At 61.4% G+C, this 16,933-nt stretch carries 18 protein-coding genes and 3 pseudogenes; 16 read left to right on the top strand and 5 right to left on the bottom strand.

Annotated features, from left to right (window positions below; genetic code table 11):
• Nucleotide 1 precedes the first annotated feature (1 nt).
• The 8 genes from pcaC (at nucleotide 2) to C5L10_RS18135 (ending at nucleotide 6,604) form a co-directional block, all read left to right on the top strand.
• A complete protein-coding gene (gene pcaC / locus C5L10_RS18095) occupies nucleotides 2-418 on the top strand; it encodes a 4-carboxymuconolactone decarboxylase (RefSeq protein WP_040123922.1) in 417 nt (138 codons plus the stop codon).
• A complete protein-coding gene (gene pcaH / locus C5L10_RS18100; protein ID WP_105430804.1) occupies nucleotides 415-1,155 on the top strand; it encodes a protocatechuate 3,4-dioxygenase subunit beta in 741 nt (246 codons plus the stop codon). Before pcaC ends, pcaH begins: the two co-directional genes overlap by 4 nt.
• Before the next feature lies 1 nt (nucleotide 1,156).
• On the top strand, nucleotides 1,157-1,774 hold the full coding sequence (pcaG, locus tag C5L10_RS18105) for a protocatechuate 3,4-dioxygenase subunit alpha (protein ID WP_105430805.1): 618 nt from the start codon (nucleotides 1,157-1,159) through the stop codon (nucleotides 1,772-1,774).
• 33 nt (nucleotides 1,775-1,807) lie between these two features.
• Nucleotides 1,808-2,878 (top strand): 3-carboxy-cis,cis-muconate cycloisomerase, encoded by a 1,071-nt coding sequence (locus C5L10_RS18110; protein ID WP_105430806.1) that lies wholly within the window; start codon nucleotides 1,808-1,810, stop codon nucleotides 2,876-2,878.
• A gap of 75 nt (nucleotides 2,879-2,953) precedes the next feature.
• The gene (locus C5L10_RS18115) at nucleotides 2,954-3,208 is read left to right on the top strand and encodes a type II toxin-antitoxin system Phd/YefM family antitoxin (protein ID WP_105430807.1); all 255 of its coding nucleotides are present in this window, start codon (nucleotides 2,954-2,956) and stop codon (nucleotides 3,206-3,208) included.
• On the top strand, nucleotides 3,209-3,631 hold the full coding sequence (locus C5L10_RS18120; protein WP_105430808.1) for a type II toxin-antitoxin system VapC family toxin: 423 nt from the start codon (nucleotides 3,209-3,211) through the stop codon (nucleotides 3,629-3,631).
• Between the two features lie 513 nt (nucleotides 3,632-4,144).
• Entirely contained in the window at nucleotides 4,145-5,956 is a 1,812-nt protein-coding gene (locus tag C5L10_RS18130) for a methyl-accepting chemotaxis protein (RefSeq protein WP_105430809.1), read from the top strand.
• Nucleotides 5,957-6,097: 141 nt separating this feature from the next.
• The gene (locus C5L10_RS18135; protein WP_105430810.1) at nucleotides 6,098-6,604 is read left to right on the top strand and encodes a TIGR02444 family protein; all 507 of its coding nucleotides are present in this window, start codon (nucleotides 6,098-6,100) and stop codon (nucleotides 6,602-6,604) included.
• Nucleotides 6,605-6,625: 21 nt separating this feature from the next.
• On the opposite strand, the gene C5L10_RS18140 is transcribed toward C5L10_RS18135, so the two are convergent.
• Nucleotides 6,626-7,210 carry a UbiX family flavin prenyltransferase gene (locus tag C5L10_RS18140; RefSeq protein WP_105430811.1) on the bottom strand — a complete coding sequence of 195 codons (585 nt, stop codon included), beginning with the start codon at nucleotides 7,208-7,210 and terminating at the stop codon, nucleotides 6,626-6,628.
• A gap of 413 nt (nucleotides 7,211-7,623) precedes the next feature.
• On the opposite strand from C5L10_RS18140, the gene C5L10_RS18150 reads away from it, so the two are divergent.
• Both C5L10_RS18150 and C5L10_RS18155 read left to right on the top strand, forming a co-directional pair.
• Nucleotides 7,624-8,115, top strand: coding sequence for a (2Fe-2S)-binding protein (locus C5L10_RS18150; protein ID WP_105430813.1), 492 nt, complete (start codon nucleotides 7,624-7,626; stop codon nucleotides 8,113-8,115).
• Nucleotides 8,116-8,128: 13 nt separating this feature from the next.
• Nucleotides 8,129-8,944 carry a xanthine dehydrogenase family protein subunit M gene (locus C5L10_RS18155; RefSeq protein WP_105430814.1) on the top strand — a complete coding sequence of 272 codons (816 nt, stop codon included), beginning with the start codon at nucleotides 8,129-8,131 and terminating at the stop codon, nucleotides 8,942-8,944.
• An 89-nt stretch (nucleotides 8,945-9,033) separates the two neighbouring features.
• Here the strand turns inward: C5L10_RS18155 and C5L10_RS18160 are convergent, their stop codons facing one another.
• Nucleotides 9,034-9,534, bottom strand: coding sequence for a MarR family winged helix-turn-helix transcriptional regulator (locus C5L10_RS18160; RefSeq protein WP_172717069.1), 501 nt, complete (start codon nucleotides 9,532-9,534; stop codon nucleotides 9,034-9,036).
• A gap of 113 nt (nucleotides 9,535-9,647) precedes the next feature.
• On the opposite strand from C5L10_RS18160, the pseudogene C5L10_RS18165 reads away from it, so the two are divergent.
• Nucleotides 9,648-10,596: pseudogene (locus C5L10_RS18165) on the top strand (LysR family transcriptional regulator).
• 441 nt (nucleotides 10,597-11,037) lie between these two features.
• Complete coding sequence (ggt, locus tag C5L10_RS18170; RefSeq protein ID WP_105430816.1) at nucleotides 11,038-12,630, top strand: gamma-glutamyltransferase; 1,593 nt, start codon at nucleotides 11,038-11,040, stop codon at nucleotides 12,628-12,630.
• Nucleotides 12,631-12,870: 240 nt separating this feature from the next.
• Here the strand turns inward: ggt and C5L10_RS18175 are convergent.
• A pseudogene (locus C5L10_RS18175) lies at nucleotides 12,871-13,285 on the bottom strand (SOS response-associated peptidase family protein); the annotation flags it as partial.
• Nucleotides 13,286-13,297: 12 nt separating this feature from the next.
• Between C5L10_RS18175 and C5L10_RS34355 the strand changes: the two are divergent.
• A pseudogene (locus C5L10_RS34355) lies at nucleotides 13,298-13,485 on the top strand (hypothetical protein); the annotation flags it as partial.
• Nucleotides 13,486-13,668: 183 nt separating this feature from the next.
• Here the strand turns inward: C5L10_RS34355 and C5L10_RS18185 are convergent.
• Nucleotides 13,669-14,241, bottom strand: coding sequence for an exopolysaccharide biosynthesis protein (locus C5L10_RS18185; protein WP_245448034.1), 573 nt, complete (start codon nucleotides 14,239-14,241; stop codon nucleotides 13,669-13,671).
• A gap of 50 nt (nucleotides 14,242-14,291) precedes the next feature.
• Nucleotides 14,292-14,606 (bottom strand): hypothetical protein, encoded by a 315-nt coding sequence (locus C5L10_RS18190; RefSeq protein ID WP_105430818.1) that lies wholly within the window; start codon nucleotides 14,604-14,606, stop codon nucleotides 14,292-14,294.
• 319 nt (nucleotides 14,607-14,925) lie between these two features.
• Between C5L10_RS18190 and C5L10_RS18195 the strand changes: the two genes are divergently transcribed.
• The 3 genes from C5L10_RS18195 to C5L10_RS18205 all read left to right on the top strand — a co-directional run bounded on the left by C5L10_RS18195 (nucleotide 14,926) and on the right by C5L10_RS18205 (nucleotide 16,594).
• Nucleotides 14,926-15,393: an MgtC/SapB family protein gene (locus C5L10_RS18195; protein ID WP_172717070.1), complete on the top strand. Its 468-nt coding sequence runs from the start codon at nucleotides 14,926-14,928 to the stop codon at nucleotides 15,391-15,393.
• 294 nt (nucleotides 15,394-15,687) lie between these two features.
• Nucleotides 15,688-16,035, top strand: a complete 348-nt coding sequence (locus C5L10_RS34915) for a GXWXG domain-containing protein (RefSeq protein WP_371411950.1) — start codon at nucleotides 15,688-15,690, stop codon at nucleotides 16,033-16,035.
• A gap of 103 nt (nucleotides 16,036-16,138) precedes the next feature.
• Complete coding sequence (locus C5L10_RS18205; protein WP_371411951.1) at nucleotides 16,139-16,594, top strand: BA14K family protein; 456 nt, start codon at nucleotides 16,139-16,141, stop codon at nucleotides 16,592-16,594.
• Nucleotides 16,595-16,933 lie beyond the last annotated feature (339 nt).

A 16,933-nucleotide genomic window follows, 5' to 3' on the forward strand; every position in this document is an offset into this window, starting at 1 on the left:
CATGGCCGATCCTGCCGCGCCATCGGAACGTTACGCTCAGGGCATGAAGACCCGCCGTGCGGTGCTGGGCGATGCCCACGTGGACCGCGCCCTGGCAAACCAGACGCCGTTCGACGGACCGTTCCAGGAAATGATCACCGAAGGCGCCTGGGGCACGGTCTGGTCGCGCCCGAACTGGACGAAGCGCGAGCGCTCGATGGTGACGATCGCGCTTCTCGCGGCACTCGGCCATCACGACGAAGTCGCCATGCATATCCGCGCAACCGCCAATACGGGTGCGACAAAGGACGATATCTGCGAAGCCCTGATGCATGTGGCAATCTATGCCGGCGTTCCGGCCGCCAATCATGCCTTCAAGATCGCCAAAGCCACTTATGCCGAAATGGACGCGGACAAGGCCGCGGGAGAGCAAAAATGAAGAACACACCCCCAGAAACGACACCCTTTTTCGCCCGTGACCGGGAATGGCATCCGCCGGCATTCACACCGGGCTACAAGACCTCGGTGCTGCGCTCGCCGCAGCGCGCGCTGATTTCGCTGGAAGGCACCAAGAGCGAGATCACCGGCCCGGTCTTCGGCCACAACATCCTCGGCGAGTTCGACAACGACCTGATCGTCAACTACGCCAAGCCCGGTGAGATGGCGCTTGGCGAACGCATCCTCGTCTACGGTCGCGTCATCGACGAGCGTGGCCGCGGCGTTCCGGGCGCTCTGGTGGAATTCTGGCAGGCCAATGCCGGCGGCCGTTACCGCCACAAGAAGGAAACCTATCTCGCTCCGCTCGACCCGAATTTCGGCGGCTTCGGCCGCACGATCACCGACGAGGATGGCGGCTACGCCTTCAAGACCATCAAGCCCGGTCCCTATCCATGGCCGAACGGCGTCAACGACTGGCGCCCGGCGCATGTCCACTTCTCGGTCTTCGGCCATGGCTTTGCCCAGCGCCTGATCACCCAGATGTATTTCGAGGGCGATCCGATGATCTGGATTTGTCCCATCGTGAAGACAATTCCGGACGAGAACGCGATCAAGGGCTTGATTGCTGCGCTCGACATGCAGAACACCGTTCCGCACGACATGCGGGCCTACAAATTCGATATCGTCCTGCGCGGCCGTCGCTCGACATTCTTCGAGAACCGTAAAGAGGGCAACTGAGATGGTCCAGCCGCTCACCTATTTCAAGGAATCCGCTTCGCAGACAGCGGGTCCGTATGTCCATATCGGCTGCACGCCGAACTTCTCCGGCCTTACCGGCGTCTACGACACCGATCTCGGCTCCGGCCCGATGGTCAACGACCAGACGCGCGGCGAACGCATCACCATCCGGGGTTTCATCTATGACGGCGCAAACACGCCGCTCAAGGATGCGATGATCGAGATTTGGCAGGCAGATGCGGACGGCTATTACAACAGCCCGTCGGAAACTCGCGGCAAGGCCGATCCGAACTTCTTCGGCTGGGCCCGTCAGCCGGGCGACATGGCGACGGGCGAGTTCGCCTTCGAAACGATCAAGCCGGGCAGCGTACCCTTCCGCGACGGTCGCCCGATGGCCCCGCACGTTACCTTCTGGGTCGTCGCCCGCGGCATCAACCTCGGCCTCAACACCCGCATGTACTTCTCCGATGAGGAAGAGGCCAATGCGGCGGATCCGATCCTGTCGCGCATCGAGCACCGGGTTCGCGTTCCAACCCTGATCGGCAAGCGTGACGGTAATACCGTCACCTTCAACATCTATCTTCAGGGCGAAAAGGAAACCATATTCTTCGACATCTGAGATCGAAGAATCAGGGTTCGCCCGGGAGTAGATATGAGCGTCTCGGCTTTCGAGCATCCATTTTTGTCCGGTCTCGTCGGTGATGACGAGACCGGACAGCTGTTTTCGGTGGAAGCCGAGATCGACGCCATGCTGGCCTTCGAAACGGGCCTTGCCAAGGCCGAGGCCTCCTGCGGCGTCATCCCCGCCGAGGCTGCGGAGCGCATTGCCGCAGCCTTGCAGACATTTGAGCCTGACATGGCTGACTTGCGAAACGGGACCGCGCGCGACGGCGTCGTCGTCGCCGAACTCGTCAAGCAGCTCCGCGATGCCGTCAACCAGCAGGCGGGCAGGGTTGAGGCTGCCAAGCACGTGCATTTCGGCGCGACCAGCCAGGATGTCATCGACACGGCGCTCATGATCCGCCTGAAACAGGCCTGCTCTCTGTTCATCGAACGGATCGCCGCCCTTGAGAAGGCTTTCGATGACATCGACCAGGCATTCGGCAGCCGGGGGCTGATGGGCCATACGCGCATGCAGGCGGCGATCCCGATCACCGTTTCGGACCGTATCCGTGCCTGGAAGGAACCGTTGACGCGGCATCGCCAGCGGCTGGACTCGTTTTCCGAGACCGGTTTTGCCGTGCAGTTCGGCGGGGCCGCCGGCAGCCTCGAAAAATTCGGCGACAAGGCCGCCGCGGTGCGCAAGGCGCTGGCCCGGGAGTTGTTTCTGACCGACGCGCCGCAATGGCAGAGTCAGCGCGACCGGCTGGCGGAGTTCGCAAACATCATCACAATGATTTCCGGTTCGCTCGGCAAGCTTGGCCAGGACGTGGCGCTGCTCGCGCTGATGGGCGGTGAAATGGAACTCGCCGGCGGCGGCGGCTCCTCCGCGATGGCCCACAAACAGAACCCGGTGGCTGCCGAGGTGCTGGTATCGCTCGCACGTTTCAACGCGGTACAGCTTTCCGGCATGCAGCAATCGATGGTGCATGAGCAGGAGCGCTCAGGTGCGGCCTGGACGCTCGAATGGCTGATCCTGCCGTCCATGGTGATCGCGGCCGGCGCGGCACTGCGGCTCGCAGCGGAACTTGCCGGCAATGTGAGATCGCTGGGCGAGGGCTGACGGCATCTGCATTGAATGACGGGCAATTCTAGTATATTTTTGAAGAAAGATACTAGACATGCTCCGGAGGTCTAGATGACCCTTTCATACATGACCAGTGCCTCCTTCAACCAGAACCCGAGCAAGGCCCGGCAGGCGGCGAGCGAGAATCCGTTGGTCATCACCGATCACGGCAAACCGACGCATGTGCTTGTCAGCTACGAGGAATTCGAGGCCAACTGGAAGAAGCAGAAGAGCCTCTACGACGCTTTGCGTGATACCCAAGGTACGGTCGATCAGGATTTCGACCCTCCGCGCCTGAGTTTCGGGGGGCGCGAGGTTGAGTTCTGAATGGCATTCCTGTTGGATACCAATGTCATTTCGTGCTCGAAGCGGCCCGAAAAGCGAGCGCCAGCCTTTCAGGCTTTCATGCGGAAGTTCCGCATAGACGACGCGTTTTTGTCAGTGATCACCATCATGGAGATTCGTTTCGGCGTCCGACTGGAGCAAAGCCGAAACGCTGTTTTCTCGACCGAACTGGAGCGCTGGCTGACCGAGGATGTGCTGGTGAATTTCAGCGATCGCATTCTTCCCTTCGACACGGCGATTGCTCTTCGCACCGGCGCCCTTCCCACTCCCAACAAGCGGCCGTCACCGGATGCAATGATCGCCGCGACAGCGCTGCATCACGGGCTGACCGTCGTCACCGGCAACATCTCGGATTTCGAGCCGCTCGGCGTGCCCTGCCTCAATCCCTGGACTTTTCAAGGCTGAACCGGTCAGGCTTGCGCTCCACTACTCGGTGATCTCGACCGGATTGCCATCGGGATCCGAGATCACCGCCTCGTAAAACCCGTCGCCGGTCATGCGCGCCGGGGAAAGAAGGATGCCCATGGCTGCCGCCCTGACGGCCATCTCGTCGATCGCCCGATCGTCGCGCCTTCGGAAAGGGTGAGAAATTTCGAGGAGAAGCCTGCACGCCGACGGCTCTCATAGAGCGGGCTGGCGGTGGCGCCGAACATGTCCTCGAAGAACGCGACGAGCCTGTCGAGTTCAGTAGTCCAAAGCGCGACATGCGCAAGGTTCACAATCCATCGCCGTCATGCCAGCTCCCGAACCGTCGCCGCCTGTCTCTCGTCAAGCGCGGCCTCGGCCCCGAGTGAAAAGACACACCTGCGCCATCTCTGGTAGTGCCGTTAAACATATCCTCAGCATTTTCCGCAATCTTTAACCATAGCGGGCCAACAGGATTTGGCCATACCTCCCATGCAGCAACGGATCTCTTCGATGACTATTAGATTGAAGCTTGTCGCCAGCGTCGTCGGCCTCGCGCTTGCGCTTGCCGCAACCACGACTGTCGCCTTCATCGGCATGGATACGCTGTCGGCACGTACCCGCTCGATCGTCGAGGATCGGCTCGAGCCGGTCGCGCATATAAAGACGGTCTCCGATGCCTATGCGGTCACCATCGTCGACACCGCCCACAAGACGCGCAGCGGTGCGTTCAGCTGGGAACTGGGCGAGCAGACGGTCCGCGCGGCGCTCGTCACCGCCGACCGCGACTGGGCGGCCTATCAGGCGACCCACTTGACCGACCAGGAGAAAAGTCTCGTCCAGCGTTATTTCGGTGCTCGTACGGAAACCACCAAGGCGGTCGACGAGCTTCTGGCGATCATGGGCAAGCGTGACCAGGCGGCCCTCGATATCTATGTGACCAAGCGGCTCTACCCGGCGATCGAACCGCTCGCCGAACCCCTGAACGCGTTGACCAAGCTGCAGCTCGATGTCGCCCACAAGAGTTTCGAGGATGGGTTGGACGACAAGGCCGCCCTCTCGGTTTGGATGACCGTGATCGGCGTGATTTCGCTGATCGTGGTCGGCTTCTCGATCCGGGTCGTGCTGTCAGGTGTCGTCGGCCCGCTGCAACGCCTGCAGGATTGCATGCGACGCCTCGCGGGTGGCGAACTGACGCTGACCATCTTCGGCATGGACCGCCAGGACGAGATCGGCGGAATGGCGGCGGCAGTGGAGATTTTCCGCCAGGCGGCGATCGGCAACAAGCGGCTGGAAGACGAGGCGGTCGAAACCCGCAACCGGTCGGAAGGGGAACGCATCGCTGCACAGGAACAAGCCGAAGCCGACGCGTCCCAACGGCTCCGTGTCGCGACATCCGGCCTTGGCGGCGGCCTGCGCCGGCTCGCCGCAGGCGACCTCAACTTCCAGCTTGACGAGGCCTTCTCGGTGGACTTCGAAGCTCTGCGCCACGACTTCAACACCTCGATCGCCCAGCTCGCCAGCACGTTGACGCAGATCGCTGGCAGCGCCGAGGCGATCGACGGCGGAACCCAGGAAATCAGCCAGTCCGCAACCGATCTGTCGCGCCGTTCGGAGCAGCAGGCAGCTTCGCTCGAAGAGACAGCCGCCGCACTCGATCAGATCACTGCAAATGTCAGCTCCGCATCCAAGAAGGTCGATGAGACCCGGAAGATCGCAGCGGAGGCCAATTCGTCCGCCGCCCGTTCCGGCGAAGTTGTCGCCAACGCCGTCGAGGCAATGCGCCGTATCGAGGAAAGCTCCAACCAGATCTCCAACATCATTGGGGTCATCGACGAGATCGCTTTCCAGACCAACCTTCTGGCGCTGAATGCCGGCGTGGAGGCGGCGCGGGCGGGCGAGGCAGGAAAGGGTTTTGCGGTCGTTGCGCAGGAGGTGCGCGAACTCGCCCAACGTTCGGCGAATGCGGCGAAGGAAATCAAGGCGCTGATCCAGAACTCGACCGTCGAAGTCGGCCACGGGGTGAAACATGTCCGCGACGCCGGCGAATCCCTGAAGTCGATCGAGGGCTATATCGTCACGATCAACAGCCATGTGGACGATATCGCCCGCTCGGCCCGCGAACAGTCGACCGGCCTTTCGGAGATCAATTCGGCCGTCAACCAGATGGACCAGGTGACCCAGCAGAACGCCGCAATGGTCGAGGAGACGACGGCGGCGAGCTCTGGCCTTGCCGACGAGGCTTCGAAACTGCGCCAGATGGTCGGCCAGTTCCAGCTCGGCTCCGGCTCCTCCCAGCCTCAGCGGCGCCGCCGCGCCGCCTGAGGAGATGCCCGGAAATGGCGTCTGGCGCTTCAACGGCGTGAGGTTCCTCACGCCGACTGCGGCGGCAGGTAAAATCCCCATCGAAGCTTGCCTGTTTTGCCGCCAAACTGATAAGCCGTCGGAAGGCGATGGAGGGGCTGCATGGCTGCGGATACCGGGCAGGAACTTTGGGAGTTCGCATTGCGCCTTTATGGTGCACCCGGTGTCGGGGAAGCTTGCCTGCTGCTTCAGGACCAAAGCGGCGTCGATGTGCCGGTGCTGTTGTTCTCCGCCTGGCTGGCTAAAAATTCCGTGGCGCTTTCGCCGACAGAGATTGCCCGCATCGACGGCCTCGTCGACGGTTGGCGCAATGAGGTGATCAAACCGCTGCGCGCCGTGCGCCGGCGATTGAAGAGCGGGCCGCATCCGGCCCCCACCAAAGAAACGGAAACGCTGCGCAACAGCGTGAAGGCTGTCGAGCTCAGTTCGGAAAGGATCGAGCTGGTGGTGCTGGAGGCCGAAGGGCAGGCGCTGATGGCAGCCGATGGTTCAACTGGCGATGCAGCTGGCAATCTCAGAAATGTCGTGCGGTTTTTTCGGGGAGCGGAGCCGGACGAGCGGACGGCCACGGCGCTTGCCGTGATCGGAAACGCGCTTGCGGCCCTTTAGGGTGACATGTGGAGCACAATATCAGTGCTGGCCGGGTGAACCGGGACCGTCCTTCCAGCGCTTGACCATCGGCAGGTGGATATCGAAGAGATCAAGCGCCCGGCCGACCGTCTGGGTCACCATCTCGTCCAGTGAGCTAGGCTTCGAATAAAAGGCAGGCACCGGCGGCATGACGATTGCGCCGTTGCGGGTCGCCTGGTCCATCAGCGCGATATGGCCGGCATGCAGCGGCGTCTCGCGAAACAATAGCACGACACGCCGGCGCTCCTTCAGACAGACGTCGGCCGCGCGCACGATCAGCTCGTCATTGTAGCAGTTGGCGATGCCACTCAGCGTCTTCACCGAACAGGGTGCGACGAGCATGCCAGCGGTGCGGAACGAGCCGGAGGAGAGCGCCGCGCCGATATCCTTGTGATTATAGAGCACGTCGGCGAGGCTCTTGATCTCGTCGGCACTCATATCGATTTCGTCGATCGCGGTGCGAAAAGCGGAGGGCGAGATCACCGCATGGGTCTCTATATCCTCGACTTGCCTCAGAAGCTGCAGGGCGCGAACGCCATAAACGACACCGGATGCTCCGGTGATGGCGATGATGATGCGGCGCATGGGACTTTTCCCTGAACAATCTACCGCGACGCCTTAGCGCCACTTTCCGATGGGCGCAATGCGGCGATGGTCGATTGCTCGCATGTGTTCGGCCACGGCCGCCCGGCTGACTGAATTCCATGGCAAAACTCGCCGACGAGTTCTTCGAAAAGCTTGCGATGCGAGGCGTGATGGTTGATCATGCGGCCGATGCCGGAGTAGCGGAGGCTATTGCGACGGCGGCTGTTGCCGCGCCAGTCATGTCAGCTGCACCATCGGCACCTATTTCCCCTGCGGCTCCCGAAGCTGCCGGACCGTCTGTCGCGTCTGCGGCAACGGTCGTGCGGCCTCTCAGCCGTATGCCATATAGTGGCGGCATCGTCGCTGTCATTGCCATCGCGGCTCTCGCCGCCCGATTTTAACAGGAGGGGCTCATGTCCCGCATCACCATCACCGTCAACGGCACGCTCCAGACGCGCGAGGTCGAAGACCGGACGCTGCTCGTGCAGTTCATCCGCGAACATCTCGGCCTCACCGGCACCCATGTCGGCTGCGACACCACCCAGTGCGGCGCCTGTACGATCCATTTCGACGGCGAGGCCGTGAAGAGCTGTACGGTGCTTACCGTCGCCGCCGACGGTTCCCAGGTGACGACGATCGAGGGGCTGGCCGAAGGCGGCAAGCTGCATGACGTGCAGCAGGCTTTCCGCGAACATCACGGCTTGCAGTGCGGTTATTGCACGCCGGGCATGATCATGGCCTCGGTGGACATGATCCGCCGCCATGACGGCATGCTCGACGAGCATACGGTCCGCCACGAGCTCGAAGGCAATATCTGCCGTTGCACCGGCTACCACAATATCGTCAAGGCCGTGCTGGACGCTGCCGAAAAGCATCGCGCGGCGCACGCCGTCGCGGCCGAATAAGGAGGGTCACGCCATGTACGCAACGACCTACCACAAGCCGAAGACGCTGGCCGAAGCCGTCGAACTCTACGCCAATTCCGACGAGCCCTCCTATCTCTCTGGCGGCCACACGCTGATCCCGACGCTGAAGAGCCGGCTTGCCGCGCCCGCGCATCTGATCGACGTACGCAACATTCCGGAGCTCTCCGGCATTGAAGTCACCGCCGACAGGGTGATCATCGGCTCGGCGACCAAACATGCCGTCGTCGCCGCTTCCAAGGAAATCAAGGCCGCCATCCCGGCGCTTTCAGGCCTTGCCGGCTCGATCGGCGACGTCCAGGTGCGCCATATGGGCACGATCGGCGGCTCGACCGCCAATAACGACCCGGCCGCCGATTATCCCGCCGCCGTGCTGGCGCTTGATGCCACCATCCACACCGACCGCCGTGAAATCCCCGCCGCCGATTATTTCCAAGGCCTCTACACGACCGCATTGGAGCCAGGTGAAATTCTCGTCCGCGTTGAGTTCAGGATCCCGGAAATCGCCGGTTATGCGAAATTCCGCAACCCGGCCTCGCGTTATTCGATGGCTGCTGCCTTCGTCAGTAAACATCGCGACGGCAATATCCGCGTGGCGATCACCGGCGCTGGCAACGAGGGGGTGTTCCGCTGGACCGAGGCCGAGGCGTTGCTAGCCGAGAGCTTTTCGGCCGAAGCGCTGGAAGGCCTCACCATGGACCCGTCGCGGATGATGGGCGACATGCACGCGCCGGCCGACTACCGCGCCCATCTCGTCGCCGTCATGACCCGTCGCGCGGTTCAGAACCTCGGCGGCACGCATATCCTCTGAGGACAGATGCCCTGACGGAGAAAGGCCGGCGGAGCGACCCGCCGGCCAGAAGCCATCGTGGCAGGCGGCACAACCGAAATACGGCATCTTCAACAATCCTGGGCCATGCCGAATGTCGCGGCGATCCGGCCGAGTACGGCGATCAGAACCGCCTTGTCCTTGCCGGCGATCTCGTCAAGACGACGGTCGTAGACGACGGCAATCGCGTGCAGCTGCTTTTGCATCCTGCGGCCATTTTCGGTAAGCCGGACGCTGTAGCTGCGTTGATCGTCGGGGTTCGGCCGCCGTTCGATCAGTCCGCGGTGGGATAGTGCCTTGAGGCTGGACGTGAGCGTCGAGCGGTCGCGGCCACAGATGCGGCTAAGCTCTGACGGCGTCATGCTCTCCCGTTCGGCAAGTACCGTCAGCAGCGAATACCACCCGGGCTTCAAGTCCGCCTTGCCAGCCGCCCTGGCAAACGCCTGGAAGGACGTCTCCTGCGCCACCCGCAGATGATAGCCGATCAGATTTTGGAACATTGCCGGGACAAGCATCTCGCTTTCCGCGGATGCCGCCTGCGTATCCGGTCGCGTCGATGTTTCCACCGCCATTTTTGCATTCCTCCCCATATGGAAACTAGTCGGAATGGGGGAGTGCAGCAAGATAGTTTGATATCAAATTACCTTGTTTTGACCGATTGTCCGACAAAGCCGGGCGGACTGCAATGATGAATGATGCGACCCTTCGAAAGATCGACCTCAACCTGCTTCTGGCATTTGCGGTGCTGATGCAGGAACGCAACGTCAGTCGCGCCGCCGAGCGGCTGTTACTTGGACAACCGGGCCTGTCGGCGGCCTTGAAGCGGTTGCGCGAAGCCGCTGGACGACAATCTGTTCGTACGTGTCGGACGTGGCCTGCAGCCGACGCCCCGGGCGTTGGCGATCGCGCCTGTGATCGAGGACGCGCTTTCGAACATCGAACGGGCGATCCGGCCGCCTGCTGCATTCGATCCCAAAGGCTGGGAAGGTGAGTTCCGCATCGGCATGTGCGACAATCTCGAATCGGCTTTCTTCGGCCCGCTCGCCGCCCGTCTGCGGCAGCTCTCGCCCGGATCGCGGCTGATCGGCGTCGCCTCGGAACGGCGTGACGTTTCGCGTATGCTGGATGACGGCGCCTTCGATTTCAGCGTCGCGGTGCATGGCGAGCCGCCCTCTTGGCATGTCCGCGCGCCGCTCTTCACCCAGTCGTTCGTCTGCATCTACGACCCCGCGCAAATCAAGCTCAAGGCGCCGCTTGGCCTTGACCCCTATGCCGACGCGCCACATGTCGCCGTCTCCTTCGAGGGCAATTCTTCGACCAGCATCGACGTAGCACTCGCCGGTCATGGTAAAACCCGCAATGTCGTGGCGACGGTGCCGCGGTTCTCGGCATTGCCGACAGCGCTTCGGGCCATGCCGGCCATCGCCACCATTCCGGAATCGATCGCCCGCTGCATGGCCCAGCTCAACAATCTGGCGATCGACCTGCCAGCCGAGTCCGTGAGCATGCTTTACCGACGCGTCGACCACGCCGACAGCCGTGCCTCATGGTTCCGCGCCCTCTTCGTGGAAGTCGCCGGCGCGGCGCTCGAAGCGTCCGGCTGCAAGATGGGAATTTTGCAGATTGCGGCTTGAGCCCGAACGGCGGCCGATATCGCGACGATGCCGACATTCCCCGGAAGTGATCAATATCGAGCTGGTATTTCAGGCCCGCCTCCCGCCATTGAATGGCACGTTGGAGGCGGGCGTCAGGTTTGATAGGTGATCACCCGATCAGGGCGGTCACGAAGGCGACCGCATAAAAGCCTATGATGATCAGGCATGCGGCGGCCAGCAGGAGGGCTGGAATACTGTTCATGACATCCTTTCCATGCCAGCCTCCGTCAACGCTGGGCAAGCCCGGAATATCCCTTTGAACCGGTTTACGGTCCGCAAAGGTTAATGATTTCCTGCCTTACATTAGGCACTGCAAAATAACGAACTGGCGGCTTGATGCCGGGCGCCTGGCATGGTCTGTTGAGAAAAATGCCGTGCCGCCACAGGGCCTTGACCCCGTTTTTTCAGTGATGAGGTGATATGAGAGATTTCGAGTTACCCGGCCGTTCGCTCGCTGTCGGCCGCACTGCGATGGCCGCCACCTCCCAGCCGCTGGCGACCCTCACCGCCATTGACATCCTGCGTAATGGCGGCAATGCCGTGGATGCGGCGGTTGCCGCCTGCGCCGTACAATGCGTCGTCGAAGCCGGCTCGACCGGCATTGGCGGCGATTGTTTCGCTCTCCTCTCGCTTGGTGGCACGGACAAGGTGCTGGCCTATAATGGGTCAGGCCGGGCACCGGCTGCCGCAACCGTCGAACATCTCCGTTCGCTCGGCGTCACCAGCCTCACCCGCACCTCGCCGCACACGATCACCGTGCCGGGGGCGGTGGATGCCTGGACGCGGCTGGTTGCCGATCACGGCCGCATGAAAATGGCCGATATTCTTGCCCCGGCCGTCAAGCTGGCGCGCGACGGCTATGTTTTGTCTCCGCGCACGGCACACGACCTTGCCGCGCAGGCGGAGATATTGAAGGACGATCCGGCTGCGAGCCGTGTCTTCCTCGTCGACGGCAAGGCGCCGCCGGCGGGTTCGGTCCAGTATCAGAGGCAACTTGCCGATACGCTCGAAGCGATCGGCCGGGAGGGCAGGGATGCCTTCTATCGCGGCCCGATCGCGCAAGGCATGGTGAGCTACCTGAACGGCATCGGGGCGCTGCACACCCTCGAAGATTTCGCCAATGCCAAAGGCGAATACGTGACACCGATCAAGACGACGTTCCGTGGCCACGAAATCCACGAATGCCCGCCCAACGGCCAGGGCATCATCGCGCTGATGATCCTCAACATCCTGTCGCATTTTCCGGGCAAAGGCGATCCGCTGGCGCCCGAGCGCCTGCATGTCGAGGTCGAGGCGACACGCCTGGCCTATGCGGCGCGCAACCGTTTCCTCGCCGATCCGGCCAAGGTCGACGTGCCGGTCGATTATCTGCTCTCCAACGACCTTGCCGGGAAGTTGGCCGCCATGATCGATCCGGAAAAAGCGATCGACAACCTGCCGCCCTTCGATGAAGTGCCGCACAAGGACACGATCTATCTGTCGGTCGTTGATGGCGATCGCAATGCCATCAGCTTTATCAACTCGATCTTCTTCGTTTACGGCAGCGGTCATATGGATCCGAAGAGCGGGGTGATGTTCCACAATCGGGGCTTCAGCTTCTCGCTCGATCCGGACCATCCGAATGCGATCGCGCCGGGCAAGCGGCCGATGCACACGATCATTCCCGGCATAGTGACGAAGGACGGCCGTGTCGTCATGCCCTTCGGTGTCATGGGGGGCCAGTATCAGGCCATGGGCCACGCCCATTTCCTCTCAAAAGTCTTCGATTACGGCATGGACCTGCAGAGCGCCATCGACCTGCCGCGTCTCTTCCCGCTGCCCGGTACCAATCAGGTCGAAATGGAAGCCCGGCTGCGCAACACGATCGGCCCGGAGTTCACCAAGCGCGGTTTCGAAATCAAGGCGCCGGAATCGGCCATGGGCGGCGCGCAGGCGATCTGGATCGACTGGGAAACAGGCGTGCTGAAAGGCGGTTCCGACCCGCGCAAGGACGGCATGGCTCTTGGCATTTGAGATGCCCGTTCAATTTGGTAGGTGACCATGCCCAGCGAAATGACATTGTCGTCGAGGCCAAGCCCGGCCTTGGAAAGGCATTGCCGTTACCGACAAGAACAACAAGCTTTACACCCGTGCGCACATGGTCAGCCAGCAGGACTATACCCTCAACATTCCGTTCGAACGTCTAACCGTCGGTCCGAATAAGCCGGGTCAGAATTTCCAGGTGCCGGCGCCTAAGATCATGCATGCCGTCGTTTAGCCGATCTGCTCCACCACCAGCGTCCCTGCCGGAAGAGGCATGATCAGCGACTTTGCGAAGACATTCTGACCAAGCCAGACGACCCAAGCGCTGCGCTCAAGGATCACGATCTGCCGATCGTGATATGGCAAGATGTCCGGCCCCGGCTCCATCGTGAGCATGGTGAAGGCTGGCCCACCTCCGGCGTTCCGCGCCAAATGCCGGCAATGCAGAAGATCGGCTCATCCTTCTTTGTAAACAGCCACTTGTCCTTGCGCTTCTTCTTCGGATCCTGGGCTCGGCGAACTTGTAAAAGCCATAGGCGATGATCAGGCAACGGTTGGAATTGAACCCTCGGCCCTCCGACCGGAAATTATAGACCGGTCGCTGGCTCGGACCCGGCCAGATCCAGCGCCGCTGGACGAGCTCGCCAGGGGGAGCAAGGAAGCTGAGGCGTCGAAGGCAAGGACAAGGGAGCGGCGGCGGAAGCGATATCCGGTTCCGGTCGATGACACCCTGCCGTTGGAATGCGCGATCGGCACGCATGTCGGCGTTGTCTTCTTCATTGGCACGGACGGCGAGCTGCGGACCCCGACACTGTCAGTGCGTTCTACTTCTCGGCGACGGATGGCCTCCCGTGCCGACGAGCCCTTCGTATCGGTGAACGACATGTGGCGGCGATCGGGGGTACTCTAGGGGACCCTGGATGTGAGAACAGCTCCTGGGTGCTGCGGGTTCCGGCCTCTGTGAGCCGGAACGTCGATACTTGGTTGGAGGGAGGGGTCTTCAAGGAGCCGGTGGTACAACGGCTGTGACTACATCGCTGCAAAAAGCGAGGCTGCTCCGTATAGCAGGACAAGCGTTACCATCAGCGCAATCGCCGTGAGTAGAAGACCAAGCAGAACGACAAGCCCGTCGCGCTCTATCATGCCCAGAGCCATCAAGCAAATAGCTGCCACCGGGAGGAGGTTTCCAAAAGGGATTGGCAGCGCGACCGCCACGGCAAGAACGAACACTGGAAGACCGAGCAAGTAGGCCAACCGATCCCCGCCAAGGGCTTGCATACGGCCGGGCCGAACTCGTCGTTCAATGGGCCTGACAATTGGATCGGCATGACGCTGCAGGATGGCGAACGCGTGTTTCTGAATCCTGCGGTTGCGGATGATAGCTGGGAGCCAAAGGTTTCTTGCGCCGAAGGAGAACTGCATGGCGACGATCGCCAGCGCCGATCCGAACACCATGCCGAATGGCCCAGGGATCGGGATAAGGGCGGGAAGTGCAAGAAGCAGCATGATGAAGCCGAATCCTGACCGGCCCATCTCGTCCAGCGCCTCTCCGATAGTAAGCCCATCGCGATCTTTCGCTTGCTTGGCAAGGTTAGCAAGCATGGTGGAGGCCACGCCACTAGAACAACTACCTGACGCTGAGTGGCGGGACATCAACGACCTTCTGGCTCTTCTTTGCTCTTCGCATTCATAAACCGAACGAGGGCCGCGCAATTCGGATCACCGGTGTCGAACAAGTGCACGGGCGAGCTCCATCCGACCGCGATGCCGATAGCTGTGGCTGTCGCCCAGCCAGGACTGCTGCCGGCCTGCTCAAGCAGCCGGGGGCCGTGTGCCGCGACGCATTGCCGTGATTGTTGCAGGGCCTGAAGAGGTAGGTTAGCCGAGCCGACCCGCTCGCGTAGTTGGGCGTCTAGTGGATCGAGTACAAATAAGGCAAACAGCCAGGCAGCAATATCGGATAACACTCGGGGCCCTCCTAGAGAATGGCAGCGATGTCGAAAACGGTCGGACATCGCGATAGCGCGGAAGCTCATCGCCAGAGGGGCCCGGACCAGCGGACTGAGACAAACTTGGTGACGCCATTCAGAGTTTCAAGACCGGCGACGCACGCGTGGAATGTTCGGACAAATCTCTCATCTGGTCGGGTTCGCATTTCGCTCTACGTTGAAGGTCGACAAAAAGGAGAGACATGCGAAACAGAACGTCTGATCAGCCAGCGGGGCCGGCGCCGAGTGATCCCCAGCCCTTATCAAGCCCGTTGATGTTACGATTGAGGAGCCTTCCGTGACCGAATGGTTTAATTCGTTTGGCGTCAACTTCTCCATCCTTCCTCATCTGGCAGCGCTTTTGTTCGCCTACGTCCTGGCGCTCCCTATCGGGTGGGACCGCGAGCGGAACGAACGTAGTGCCGGATTGCGCACCTTCCCGTTGGTGGCGATAGCGACTTGCGGGTTCATTCAGGCCGCCGAGCGCATGACTCTTGGTGAAGCCGAAGCGACAGCCAGGATCGTCGAAGGCCTGATCACCGGAATGGGATTCATCGGGGGCGGAGCTGTCCTTGTTGTCAAGAACAGCGTCAGAGGAACGGCGACGGCTGCAAGCCTATGGGCTACAGGTGCGATCGGCACGGCAGTAGGGCTCGGCGCCTACGACACCGCGATTGTTCTTGCGCTTGTCACCTTTCTCACGCTGCGGCTCATGAAGAATTTCAAGCCCTCGAAAGACGAGGAGGATCTCCGGGAAGGAGACTGAAGCGGAACGCGAGAACCCAGACTGGGCCGGTGCAGCCGTGGACAGACGTGGTTCTGCACCATGACGCGGTACGAAACAGTTGGAGCTTGCCCTGTGTGGCGACGGAGAGAGCATAGATGCCACACACTAATCGAACTGTACTAAATGGTTCGATAGTAGCGTTTCCCTCTGCGGCGCTCGGCGCGATGACTAATCCAGGCAGCGGGCGAGAGAGCGTCGGGACGAAAAGACATTCATCGGGTGAGAGATCAACCCTCGAGGCGTTCGACGCTTGCCGCCGATCGAGCCCGCGAGATGGTCGGGCTGTGGAAGGGGCTGGGCTTACCGGCAGGACATCCGCTCCAATGCGTGCTGGAAACCCTCGGCTGGTTTGGAAAGCTATTCACGCCGGACATGCGGCAGATGCGCTGCAGGCTCGATCAAGCGAAGGCGGACTGGTTGCCGTCGATCCCGCGTGGACACCGCTCGACCTGGCGCTTCGCTCACAAGGTCGGTCGAACGCCTATACCTGTTCCCCCGTTCGCAGCGTTGTGGGCGCACGCTATGGCGGGATGGGTCTGCGGCAACCCGAACAGACCGGAAGGTATCGCTCGGACGGTCCCCCGGCGGATCTTCGCGTCCTGTTTTGTAGCCTCGCGCTAAAAGCCTCGCTGAAGGATCTTTCAGTAGCTTGGAAGGTTTGCTTTTTGAAAGGAACCGCTGCGGCTCTCACGCGTTCCAGTGTGTTGGAACAAGGAAAAACCTAATGAAAGTAATTGCTAAGATGGTCTCTCTGGCTACATTGTCACTGGCGATTGGACTTACCTCTTTCACTGCAGCTACGGCCGCGCCGGTGTCAGTAGCCAACCTTCCGCAGGTATCAGACGTTGAAGTTGCGCAGTATCGGGGCGATCGCGATTGGCGTGACCGCCGTGGATATGACGATCGTCGCGAATATCGCCGCGACGGCTATTACAATGGGCGACGGGGATATAGAGAGAGACGTGCTGGCTACCGCCGCCACAGCGACGGTTTCTGGTACCCTCTAGCAGCATTCGGTGCTGCCGCTATTATCGGCGGTGCCATTGCGAGCCAGCCCCGCGCGGGTGGCGGCAGCCATGTCCAGTGGTGTGCAAACCGCTATCAGTCCTATCGCGCCTACGACAACACGTATTCTCCGCGCGCAGGCGTGCGGGCAACCTGTTCATCGCCGTATAGATAAAGACAGCTCCGAATAGGTACTCTTGCTCAAGTAGCCATTCCTGATGAAGCCGCTCAATCGACAGATCGCGCGGCGGCTTCATCCCTCCCTGAACGCGCCCTTTCCTGAACCGCTGGCCGTCCCGTCCGTTCACTGAAGATCGGTGTCGTGTCCTCCATTCGTCGTCAGTTGTATCTGCTGACGCTGCTCAGCGAAGGGGAGTGGGGTCGGAAAAGAAGCACAGATGGTTGTGGCTTCCTGCGTCAAAGTGGATGCCATTACCCTTTCGGTAACCAAGCCGGAGCATGAGTCTGCGGCGCAATCGCTGAAGGGGTTTTGTCATGCGTGTCCCGGTAGAGC

It is taken from the genome of Neorhizobium sp. T6_25, assembly GCF_002968555.1.
GTDB lineage: Bacteria > Pseudomonadota > Alphaproteobacteria > Rhizobiales > Rhizobiaceae > Neorhizobium.

What these genes read in the sequence shown, in the direction of transcription:
- pcaC (WP_040123922.1), top strand. Translation starts at nt 2, where the DNA reads ATGGCCGATCCTGCCGCGCCATCGGAACGTTACGCTCAGGGCATGAAG.
- pcaH (WP_105430804.1), top strand. Translation starts at nt 415, where the DNA reads ATGAAGAACACACCCCCAGAAACGACACCCTTTTTCGCCCGTGACCGG.
- pcaG (WP_105430805.1), top strand. Translation starts at nt 1,157, where the DNA reads ATGGTCCAGCCGCTCACCTATTTCAAGGAATCCGCTTCGCAGACAGCG.
- C5L10_RS18110 (WP_105430806.1), top strand. Translation starts at nt 1,808, where the DNA reads ATGAGCGTCTCGGCTTTCGAGCATCCATTTTTGTCCGGTCTCGTCGGT.
- C5L10_RS18115 (WP_105430807.1), top strand. Translation starts at nt 2,954, where the DNA reads ATGACCCTTTCATACATGACCAGTGCCTCCTTCAACCAGAACCCGAGC.
- C5L10_RS18120 (WP_105430808.1), top strand. Translation starts at nt 3,209, where the DNA reads ATGGCATTCCTGTTGGATACCAATGTCATTTCGTGCTCGAAGCGGCCC.
- C5L10_RS18130 (WP_105430809.1), top strand. Translation starts at nt 4,145, where the DNA reads ATGACTATTAGATTGAAGCTTGTCGCCAGCGTCGTCGGCCTCGCGCTT.
- C5L10_RS18135 (WP_105430810.1), top strand. Translation starts at nt 6,098, where the DNA reads ATGGCTGCGGATACCGGGCAGGAACTTTGGGAGTTCGCATTGCGCCTT.
- C5L10_RS18140 (WP_105430811.1), bottom strand. Translation starts at nt 7,210, where the DNA reads ATGCGCCGCATCATCATCGCCATCACCGGAGCATCCGGTGTCGTTTAT.
- C5L10_RS18150 (WP_105430813.1), top strand. Translation starts at nt 7,624, where the DNA reads ATGTCCCGCATCACCATCACCGTCAACGGCACGCTCCAGACGCGCGAG.
- C5L10_RS18155 (WP_105430814.1), top strand. Translation starts at nt 8,129, where the DNA reads ATGTACGCAACGACCTACCACAAGCCGAAGACGCTGGCCGAAGCCGTC.
- C5L10_RS18160 (WP_172717069.1), bottom strand. Translation starts at nt 9,534, where the DNA reads ATGGCGGTGGAAACATCGACGCGACCGGATACGCAGGCGGCATCCGCG.
- ggt (WP_105430816.1), top strand. Translation starts at nt 11,038, where the DNA reads ATGAGAGATTTCGAGTTACCCGGCCGTTCGCTCGCTGTCGGCCGCACT.
- C5L10_RS18185 (WP_245448034.1), bottom strand. Translation starts at nt 14,241, where the DNA reads ATGCTTGCTAACCTTGCCAAGCAAGCGAAAGATCGCGATGGGCTTACT.
- C5L10_RS34915 (WP_371411950.1), top strand. Translation starts at nt 15,688, where the DNA reads ATGGTCGGGCTGTGGAAGGGGCTGGGCTTACCGGCAGGACATCCGCTC.
- C5L10_RS18205 (WP_371411951.1), top strand. Translation starts at nt 16,139, where the DNA reads ATGAAAGTAATTGCTAAGATGGTCTCTCTGGCTACATTGTCACTGGCG.